The organism is Mesobacillus maritimus (genome assembly GCF_023715205.1).
GTDB classification, from domain to species: domain Bacteria; phylum Bacillota; class Bacilli; order Bacillales; family Cytobacillaceae; genus Mesobacillus_B; species Mesobacillus_B maritimus_C.
Window position 1 is genome coordinate 153927 of sequence record NZ_JAMBNR010000013.1, and the last position, 10521, is coordinate 164447.

Genomic DNA, 10521 nt, shown 5'->3' on the forward strand with positions numbered 1-10521 from the left:
ACCGCTGACTAGTTTCTAATCGTTTAGCTTTATTGTATGTAAAATTTAGCCTCAGTAGGAGAGCTCCAGGCCATACGTCGCTGGAAAGCCGCTTCCGCTTTTCGGGAGAATTTTGACGAAATTTGAGATTTATTGCGACTTGATTATGGAAATATAGTATAATGATTCGAGAAATTACATTAATTTAAGGTTGTTTTCGTAGTGACTATTGCTATTTTTTGTTTTCGAAACTGCTTGGAGTCTAGTCTAACCTTTAAGTTTTGGCTGTGTTAAAATTTAATGTGGATTTGTTGCAGGTTGATTGAAGTGAAGTGCCTGGAGCATAATTCGACAGCAGCGTTTAACAGAGCAAAAGGTTTTAAACAGCAATCTTTACGAAAATAACCTAAATAAAGAAACTAGCTGATGGAGATTTAATTTAGTTCGAGAGAGTGAAAGATCTTTGATCTTCTTTTTCCTATTAGCTAAAGTCAGCCAGGGGGGAAACGATGGCGAAGGAGAAAAAGAACAAGAACAACAGCAAAAAGTTGGAGATTGGTGAAAAAAAACAATATATCGCTGAAAAGATGACCGAACAACAAAACGAGGCGAAGGTAGTGCGTAAAATAGTTTCGGTTTTAGCCATTGCTTTGGTGTTGTTGGTAGCTATTATTGTGGTAGGTGGTTACTTTTACATAAGCAATGCCTTAAAGCCAGTTGACGAAGAGAATAAGGAAGAATTAGTTGTCGAGATTCCAATTGGTTCTACCTCAACGGGGATTGGACAAATTCTTGAGGAGAATGGAATAATTCGTGATGCTACCGTGTTTAAATATTATGTGAAGTTTAGAAACGAATCAGGGTTTATGGCAGGGGAATATACTTTAAGTCCTTCAATGAATTTAAAAACTGTAATTGAAACAATAAAAACGGGTAGCATGATGCAAGAAGTCGTAATGAAAATTACGATTCCAGAAGGAAAGCAACTAACACAAATTGCCGAGATTATCTCCGAGAAGTCAAATAAAGACTATAAAGATGTTTTCGCACAATTAAACGATGAAGATTTTATACAGGAACTGATGAAGAAGTATCCGGAAATCTTGACGGATAAAATCTTGGATAGTCAAATTAAATACCCACTTGAAGGGTATCTATTCCCGGCAACCTATCCGTTCTATGAGGAGAATCCGCCACTAGAAGAGATTGTTACCGCCATGCTTGATAAAACTAAATCAGTGGTTATGGATTATTTACCTTTGGCTGAGGAAAAGGGCTTAAGTGTGCATGAATTAATGACCATGTCTTCGTTAATCGAAGAAGAAGCGACAGCAAAAGTAGATCGCGATAAAATCTCGAGTGTATTCTATAATCGGATGGAAACCGGAATGAAGCTACAAACAGACCCAACAGTGTTGTATGCCCATGGAGAACATAAGGACCGCGTCTATTATAAGGACTTAGAGATTGATTCCCCTTATAATACGTATCAACATTATGGCCTTCCTCCCGGACCAATTGCCAATGCAGGGATCATGTCGATTGAGGCAGCAGTTGCTCCAGCAGATATTGACGACCTCTATTTCCTTGCAACACCTGAGGGGGAAGTATTGTTCTCGAAAACTCTTGAAGAACATAATCGTCGAAAAGCAGAACATATAACAAACCAATAATTAACAAGGAAAGGAGAGATGCATAGGAATAGCATTTCTCCTTCTTTTGTGTTAAAATAGTCCAAGTGTTTTTTATAGATGTAGGGATAGCGTATTTTACAGTGCTGAAGAACCTTGCCAGAGCAATGAATTGCAAATGAGTTCTTCCTCCATCTGTTAACGCTATTTTTTCTTGTAATAAAGCTCATTCACTTAACCAACATACTATCCGTTTTCTAATCAGAAAACTGAGCCCAGATAAACTATTACTCAGGAGATGGGCTCCATTTCTGGAGAACCTGAACGGGTGCTTACCTGCTTATTCTCTCAATCGAATAGGACAAGAATGTCATCAGTGAGGAGTTGCGTTCCAACTGGTGATTCGTCATGCCGACGGTGTTACCGGTTAAGTAATAATCCCGTTTTAGAATGCCCTATGAATAGAGGTGAGTTGCAGCGTGAAAGAAGACAAGCTGCAAAAATATATTGAATCACTGATTCCTCCCCGCCAAGGAATCCTTGCGGAAATGGAGACATATGCCGATGAGCATCGTGTCCCAATTATGGAGGCAACAGGGATTGAAACGATGTTGCAAATATTAAGAATGAAACAAGCTGAGACAATCCTAGAGGTTGGGACAGCGATTGGCTATTCCGCTTTGAGAATGGCTTTTGCTCTTCCGAAGTCGAAAATTGTCACAATTGAGCGGGACAAAGAACGCTTTTCAAAAGCGAAAGAGTATATTCAAAGAGCAGAAAAAGAAGATCAAATTACGACCGTCTTTGGAGATGCGCTAGAAGTGGTCGACCAAGCTGGCTCTTTAGGGCCTTTCGACGTTTTATTTATTGATGCCGCAAAAGGTCAATATCAGCGGTTCTTTGAACTATATTCCGCTTTTTTAAAGCCTGGTGGAATTGTCGTCACAGACAATGTACTATTTAAAGGCCTTGTAGCGACTCAGGATAGCCCGACAAAACGAATTCAAAATTTGGTAAAAAAAATTGATCATTTCAACCATTGGCTTACGAACCATCCCGATTATGACACGGTCATATTACCTGTAGGAGATGGTGTAGCAATTAGTGTAAAACGAGGTGAAGAAAATGAATAAACCAGAATTGTTAGTAACACCAACGAATGTGGATGATATTTTACCATTAATAGAAGCTGGTGCTGATGCATTTGTTATTGGCGAGCAAAAATTCGGACTTAGATTGGCCGGAGAGTTTAAAAGAGAAGATGTAAAGAGAGCAATAGACTTAGCTCATTCAAAAGGGAAAAAAGTTTATGTTGCTATGAACGCCATTTTTCATAACGAAAAAATTGAACTATTGAGTGATTATATTCAATTTCTTAAAGAAGTTGATGCTGACGCTATCCTTTTCGGGGACCCGGCAGTATTGATGGCTGCTCGTGAAACAGCGCCTGAGATGAAGTTGCATTGGAATACGGAAACAACCGCTACCAACTGGTATACCTGCAACTACTGGGGAAGAAAAGGCGCAAAGCGTGCTGTACTTGCTCGTGAAATCAGTATGGACGCAGTTGTCGAGATAAAAGAGCATGCAGAAGTAGAAATTGAGGTACAAGTCCATGGAATGCTCTGTATGTTCCAATCAAAACGGTCATTGCTAGGGAATTACTTTGAATATCAAGGAAAAGCAATGGAAATTGAAAATCGTAAACAACAGAAAAATATGTTTTTACATGATAAAGATCGTGGCAACAAATACCCAATTTTTGAAGATGAGAACGGTACGCACATCATGAGCCCAAATGATTTATGCATCATTGATGAGCTACAAGAAATGGTCGAAGCTGGTGTAGATTCTTTCAAAATTGACGGTATTTTAAAAGATACTGATTATTTAGTCGCGGTTACAGCGTTATATCGCCAAGCAATTGATTTAGCTGTTGAAGATGCTGACAAGTACGAAGAAATCAAAGATGAGCTTCTTGAAAAAGCAGAAGAAATCCAACCAGAGCATCGTTCATTAGACACTGGATTCTTCTTTAAAGAAACTGTCTATTAAGGAAAAGTAGATGTTATTAATTTAGGCTAATTTCTCAAAGTTTGTTGCTTTTCACCAAATTTATAGAGCAATTAAATTTGTACGCAGCAACAGAGATTGAGAATGGAATGCTTATTAAAAGGAGGAAAACGGGATGACAGTCGTGAAAGAACCGATTTCACAGATCGTGAATGGAAAACGTGTGATTGTAAAAAAACCGGAGTTGTTAGCGCCAGCTGGAAATCTTGAAAAACTTAAGATTGCTGTTCGTTACGGTGCAGATGCCGTTTTCATTGGCGGTCAAGAATATGGCTTACGCTCAAATGCAGATAATTTTACGTTTGAAGAAATGAAAGAAGGCGTTGAATTCGCTGCTAAATACGGGGCGAAAATTTATGTTACAACCAATATATTTGCTCATAATGAAAATATCGATGGTTTAGAAGACTATCTATTGGGTCTAAAAGAAGCGGGAGTTCACGGCATTATTGTTGCGGACCCATTGATTATTGAAACATGCCGTAGGGTTGCACCAGAGATTGAAGTTCATTTAAGTACGCAACAATCCCTCTCAAACTGGAAGGCTGTACAATTCTGGAAAGAAGAAGGTTTAGAGCGTGTCGTTCTTGCTCGTGAAACAAGTGCTGAAGAAATTAAGGAAATGAAAGAAAAAGTAGATATTGAAATTGAGACATTTGTCCATGGTGCTATGTGTATTGCTTATTCTGGTCGCTGTACATTAAGTAACCATATGACAGCCCGAGATTCGAACCGTGGTGGCTGCTGTCAGTCTTGTCGCTGGGATTATGACTTATTTGAACTTGAGGGTGGGGCAGAGAATCCACTAACAGGGGAACAAGATGCTCCGTTTGCGATGAGTCCAAAAGACTTAAAGTTAATTGAATCCATTCCAAGAATGATTGAGATTGGGATTGATAGCTTGAAAGTTGAAGGACGAATGAAGTCCATTCACTATATTGCGACCGTTATAAGTGTCTATCGAAAGGTTATTGATGCGTATTGTGCGGATCCTGACAACTTTAAAATTAAGCAAGAATGGCTTGATGAACTAGACAAATGTGCAAATCGTGATACTGCTCCTGCATTCTTTGAAGGAGTTCCAGGGTATAAAGAGCAAATGTTTGGAAACCATAGCAAAAAGACAACTTATGATTTCGTTGGAATGGTGCTTGATTATGATGCAGAGAATCAAATCGTCACACTTCAACAGCGCAACTATTTTAAACCAGGCGACGAAATAGAATTTTTTGGCCCAGAGATTGAAAACTTCTCATATGTCATTGAGAAAATTTGGGATGAAGAAGGAAATGAACTGGATGCGGCTCGTCATCCATTGCAAATCGTCAAATTTAAAATGGATAAGCCTGTGTACCCTTACAACATGATGCGAAAGGAGAACTAGAAAATAATGACACGCAAACCTGTTGTAATCGGGGTGGCCGGGGGATCGGGTTCTGGAAAAACGAGTGTAACAAAATCAATTTATGATACGTTTAAAGGGCACTCAATTCTAATGCTAGAACAAGATTATTATTATAAAGACCAGAGCCATCTACCGCTAGAGGAACGGTTAAAAACAAATTATGACCATCCACTTGCCTTTGATAATGATTTATTAATTGAACACTTAAATAAGCTCCTACGCTCAGAAGCAATTGAAAAACCAGTATATGATTATTCAATCCATACACGTTCTAGTGAAACCATCCATGTGGAACCTAAGGATGTAATCATCCTTGAAGGGATACTCGTACTTGAGGATGAGAGGCTTCGAGAGTTAATGGATATCAAACTTTTTGTCGACACGGATGCGGATTTGCGAATTATTCGTAGGTTGCTGCGTGATATTAAAGAGCGGGGACGTTCAATGGACTCCGTGATTGAACAGTATGTTAACGTGGTTCGGCCAATGCATAATCAGTTTATTGAACCAACAAAGCGTTATGCAGACATCATTATCCCTGAGGGTGGGCATAATTACGTAGCGATTGATTTAATGGTTACAAAAATCCAAACAATTCTTGAACAAAAATCATTTTTGTGACACAATAGCATAAAGTGAAAAGAGCATGCATGAGGGGTACTTTTCCTTATCGTAGTGTTCACACTACTCAGGATGATGCTTAGGACATCATTCTACTTTTTCTATCAGACATTTACGAGTGGCTCATAACCAATAATTGTTAAAGATTTGTCACGATTTAGTCGGTTTTCCACTCAAGAATGTGGGATAAATAAAAGATAATATATTTGTTACTAGTGCGCGCCCTTTTCAAAAGGACGCGCTACTGTATATTTTAAAAAGTACCCTACATAATAAATCAAACGATTGGGGAATTTGTGAAGATTAGAAGGAGGAAGCATGATGGCAGCAGAGAAAGAATATCCAATGACACTTGCCGGTAAACAAAAACTAGAACAAGAATTAGAACATTTGAAAACGGTTAAGCGTAAAGAAGTAGTTGAAAGAATTAAAATCGCTCGTAGTTTCGGAGACCTCTCCGAAAACTCTGAATACGATTCAGCTAAAGAAGAACAGGCCTTCGTTGAGGGGCGTATCACAACGATTGAGAATATGATTCGCAATGCGAAAATCATCAATGAAGATGAGACAAGTATTGACGAGGTATCTCTTGGTCGTACAGTCACATTTATTGAATTACCAGATGGTGAAGAAGAGTCTTATAGCATTGTTGGGAGTGCAGAAGCAGATCCTTTTGAAGGGAAAATCTCGAATGATTCACCTATCGCCAAAAGTCTTCTTGGCCGAAAGGTTGGCGAAGAAGTAGTCGTTCAAACTCCTGGCGGCGAAATGGTAGTTAAAATTACATCTATTAAGTAATTATCCATTCTCATTGTTTGAAATAGCACATCCTCGTCAACACTTTTGACGAGGTGTTTTTTTATGCACAGGCGAAGAATTAAGATTTGGTTAGCAATAGCCATTATAGGCATGGTTATTTTAGTAGGAAGGTTAGCGCAAATTCAGCTGATTTCTACGGAATCTTTCTCGAAATATGGAGTCAACTTGCTAGAAAAAAGCGTTGCTCAGCGAACACAGGAAATGGTGATTGATAACGGAAGAGGGAATTTTCTTGATCAATCAGGTGAACCACTTATTTACAAAAAAGTTCCTGTCCTTATTTTATTCCCTTTTTTAAATCACCTAGATTGGCCTGTTGAAGAGGTTGCAGCTGCAATTGGTGTAAGAGATGAAGCGTTACTTCGGTCATTAAATAAGGCGAAAAACCCAATCGCATTTGGGAGCCCAAAACCATTTAGGCTCTCTGAAAGCCAAATGGAAGCTATTAACAAACTTAAAATACCGGGTGTGTTTGCAGTCGAAAAGAAATATCCTCTATCCGATATCAATGCAGAGCAATTAATTGGAATTACGGGTGAAAATTCTACTCTTCTTAAAGATAGGTATGGGGAGAAGGAATTTGCACCACGAACTCTTGTCGGATTGTCAGGGCTTGAAAAAAGCTTTGATGAATTTTTAGTAGGAGAAGGGAAGTCGAAGCTTGTTTATCATGTAGATGGTGTTGGCTCCCCCTTATTTGGGATTAATGTAAAATACACCGAACCTGCTAATCCTTTTTATCCGCTAAATGTTAAAACTACACTTGATAAGGATCTACAGGAGAAGGCGGAAAAACTTGTGGATCAGCATCAAATTAAAAACGGTGGATTAGTACTGTTAGATATTGAAACGAATACCGTACTTGCAATGGTTTCTCGACCGCATTTGAATCGTTCCCAACCTTTTGGAGATAAAGGCGTCCAAAATCAAATGTTGAAACAGCAGATTCCTGGTTCCGTTTTTAAAACAGTGGTAGCTGCAGCAGCCATTGATTACGGATTACAGCCTCCTTCGAGAACATTTGATTGTAATCAAAACATCTATGGCAAAGAAGATCCGAATTATCAGCACGGGATCCTCGATTTTACGGAAAGTTTCGCTAGAAGTTGCAATCGTACTTTTGCGGATTTAGCAAAAGAACTTAAGGACAAGGATGAGGGAATTATCGAAGCATATGCAGAAAAGCTTTCGTTAACAGGTAAAGTGGGATGGACAGGTTCCGTTTTTCATACGGAAGATTTTGAGCAAATGGCAGATGAAGATTCCGGTCGTGTCTTCCATAATGAGGAAGCTAAAAAAGATGATAACTATGTGGCCCTTTCAGCAATTGGTCAGCATGAAGTAAGAGTCACTCCCCTTGCTGTTGCCAATATGATGGCGACGATTGCCCGAGGGGGGGACAAGCAAATGGTACGTGTTGTGGAGTCAGTAGAGTATCAGAATGGATCAAAGGTCTTTGGGTTTAACGAGAAAAAGTTGACTGGGGAAACGGTTTCTCCTTTTACAGCTCAGAAACTTCAAAAGTTATTGCGAGAGGTTATTGTGAATGAAGAAGGAACTGGAAGGTGGTTCCAAGAGCTTCCTTATGCTGTTGCTGGAAAGTCCGGGACAGCTGAAACCGGTATTATGAAAGAAGGAGAGCAGACTTATAATAAATGGTTTGCAGGTTATTTCCCTTACGAGAATCCGAAATATGCGCTTGTCACTGTTAATTTAGGGGTTCACGGGGATGAAGGTGGAGTTAATCCCTTATTCGCGGACATGGTTAAGGAAGTATCCGCTCATGATAAAACCGAAGAAAAAACGGATTAACCCTTTGTTCCACCTCACATCTAGATAAAATCCTTCATGTTTCCAAAAAGTCATGGTAGAATGTTGTCAGTCTTATCATGAGGCTCACCTCAATCGAGGGTAAACGATGTTATTTTGAGGAGTGATAATAAATGGGTCATGAAGTTGACAACGATGCTTCTAGAGCACAAAAGCTTGCCAAAAGAAGAAAAACAAACCTCATCTTAAATGGTTTAATTACGATTGTTTTAGTATTAATTGTCTTTGTTACGGTAAGGATTTTTTTTAGTGATAGCCAAAGTGATCAGAATGAATCAGAAACAGCTGCTACAGTCGCCGAAAATACGGATGAACAAAAGGAATCAACCGCTGGAACAAACAAAGAAAACGAGGGAAAACAAGAACAAAAAGAGGAAAATTCAAGTTCAGATGAAGAAGAAGCTGAACCTGAACCTGAACAGGAAGAAGATGGCGAGCTGATTGTAACAGAAGGTGGAGACAGTCCAGATGTGAAGCAAACGATTGTTGATCCGAACTGGAAACCAGTTGGAACAACACAAACGGGTGAGCATGCTGCTGTATATGATGATTCATCAGTTGATTGGCAAGAAATGCTAAAAGCCATTTCTTATGCAACCAATATTGATGTTAATAACATGACTGTATGGCGTTTAGGGAACAACGGTAGTCCACAGCATGCAATTGGAACTGTTTCTGAAAAAGGAGGTTCGACAACCTATCGTGTTGCAATTGAATGGGTTGACGGCGAAGGTTGGAAGCCTGTTAAAATGGAAGAGTTAGCAAATTAAAAGGCTGCAAACAATAGATGATGTCTTCAAAAGAAAGGATTTTAACATGAGAATCGCAATTATTGGTGCAATGGACGAAGAAGTAACTTTACTAAGAGAGAAAATTGACAATAAAGAGCAAGAAACGATTGCAGGTTTCGAATTTACATCGGGGACACTTGAAGGTGCAGATGTTGTTCTTCTACGTTCTGGAATTGGGAAAGTAAATGCGGCAATGTCGACTGCTATCCTTTTAGACCGTTTTAAACCTGACTATGTGATTAATACCGGGTCAGCAGGCGGTTTAAATCCTGAATTGAATGTAGGCGATGTAGTTATTTCGACAGAAGTCCGACATCATGATGTTGATGTAACGGCTTTTGGTTATGAGTATGGACAGGTACCGCAGTTACCTGCTGCTTTAGAGGCTGAGGCAAGCCTTGTTGAAGTGGCAGAAACATGTGCGAAAGAAATTAACGGGATTCAGGTAGTTAAAGGACTAATCACTACTGGGGATTCCTTTATTAGTAAACCAGAGCAGGCAGAGTTCATTCTCTCCAAGTTTAACGATCTACAAGCGGTTGAGATGGAAGCTGCTGCTATCGCACAGGTTGCCTTCCAATTTGGTATACCGTTTGTGATTATTCGCTCTCTTTCAGATATTGCTGGAAAAGAATCCAATATCTCATTTGACCAATTTCTAGAAACAGCAGCGGTAAACTCTGCAACGATGGTTATGAAAATAATAGCTAAATTAGATAAGAATTAAAGCATTGTTTTGTCTTAGAATTTGGATTGAGTTGAAACACACGAAGAAATTTCGTGTGTTTTTTTTCTATCCGATAAAGAATGATGCCGACGACAACTTACATTTCCTTATTCACCACAATTTACATGAAGAAGAGGCTAGGATAGTATGATACATTTATTATTGTAGAAAAATAGTTTGTGAGTTAGTAGGGGTGATTAACTTGATTATAAAAAAGATCTACGAGAATATGATCGATTATCGTCAGTTTGGAATGGTTTTACTAGCTGTTGGTGCGTTCTTCTTTATTGGTAGCATTATCCCTAATGATGGACAAATCATAATAAATCAGAATATAGCAGTTATCACTTCTTTTGTATTTTTAATTATGTCTATGGTGTTTTTAGGTCTTTCTAAAAACTGTCGTAAGAAGCTAATCGAGACAGAAGAAGGTCAGGAATATTTAATAAAAAAAAAGCGTCCCTAATCGTATAAGTTCCGATACCTGATATAAAACATAAAAATGCAATTGTAATATTAAAAGGGGCTGTCCAAAAAGTCAGTGAAAGCTGGTTTTTTTGGAGCCCCTTTTTGTATTTTTTCGAAAAAAAATACAAAAAAAAATCGTCCTTTTTAGTAAAATGAAGTTACCACACCACACTTACA

The 10521-nt window shown here is 38.8% G+C and carries 10 protein-coding genes; all 10 read left to right on the top strand.

What is annotated here, in order from left to right:
• The first annotated feature begins 488 nt into the window (after window positions 1-488).
• The 10 genes from mltG (at window position 489) to M3182_RS18535 (ending at window position 10342) form a co-directional block, all read left to right on the top strand.
• Entirely contained in the window at window positions 489-1652 is a 1164-nt protein-coding gene (gene mltG, locus M3182_RS18490; RefSeq protein WP_251559445.1) for an endolytic transglycosylase MltG, read from the top strand.
• A gap of 437 nt (window positions 1653-2089) precedes the next feature.
• Window positions 2090-2743, top strand: a complete 654-nt coding sequence (locus M3182_RS18495) for an O-methyltransferase (RefSeq protein WP_251431435.1) — start codon at window positions 2090-2092, stop codon at window positions 2741-2743.
• Entirely contained in the window at window positions 2736-3665 is a 930-nt protein-coding gene (locus tag M3182_RS18500; protein WP_251431438.1) for a peptidase U32 family protein, read from the top strand. The genes M3182_RS18495 and M3182_RS18500 overlap by 8 nt, the downstream gene beginning before the upstream one ends.
• A 133-nt stretch (window positions 3666-3798) precedes the next feature.
• Window positions 3799-5067: a peptidase U32 family protein gene (locus M3182_RS18505; RefSeq protein ID WP_251431441.1), complete on the top strand. Its 1269-nt coding sequence runs from the start codon at window positions 3799-3801 to the stop codon at window positions 5065-5067.
• 6 nt (window positions 5068-5073) lie between these two features.
• Complete coding sequence (gene udk, locus M3182_RS18510) at window positions 5074-5709, top strand: uridine kinase (RefSeq protein WP_251431443.1); 636 nt, start codon at window positions 5074-5076, stop codon at window positions 5707-5709.
• 321 nt (window positions 5710-6030) lie between these two features.
• Window positions 6031-6507: a transcription elongation factor GreA gene (gene greA, locus M3182_RS18515; RefSeq protein WP_251559447.1), complete on the top strand. Its 477-nt coding sequence runs from the start codon at window positions 6031-6033 to the stop codon at window positions 6505-6507.
• A 63-nt stretch (window positions 6508-6570) separates the two neighbouring features.
• Complete coding sequence (locus tag M3182_RS18520; protein WP_251559449.1) at window positions 6571-8340, top strand: peptidoglycan D,D-transpeptidase FtsI family protein; 1770 nt, start codon at window positions 6571-6573, stop codon at window positions 8338-8340.
• Between the two features lie 131 nt (window positions 8341-8471).
• A complete protein-coding gene (locus tag M3182_RS18525) occupies window positions 8472-9128 on the top strand; it encodes a YrrS family protein (RefSeq protein WP_251559451.1) in 657 nt (218 codons plus the stop codon).
• A 46-nt stretch (window positions 9129-9174) separates the two neighbouring features.
• The gene (mtnN, locus tag M3182_RS18530; RefSeq protein WP_251559453.1) at window positions 9175-9876 is read left to right on the top strand and encodes a 5'-methylthioadenosine/S-adenosylhomocysteine nucleosidase; all 702 of its coding nucleotides are present in this window, start codon (window positions 9175-9177) and stop codon (window positions 9874-9876) included.
• 202 nt (window positions 9877-10078) lie between these two features.
• Entirely contained in the window at window positions 10079-10342 is a 264-nt protein-coding gene (locus M3182_RS18535) for a YrhC family protein (RefSeq protein WP_285868745.1), read from the top strand.
• Window positions 10343-10521 lie beyond the last annotated feature (179 nt).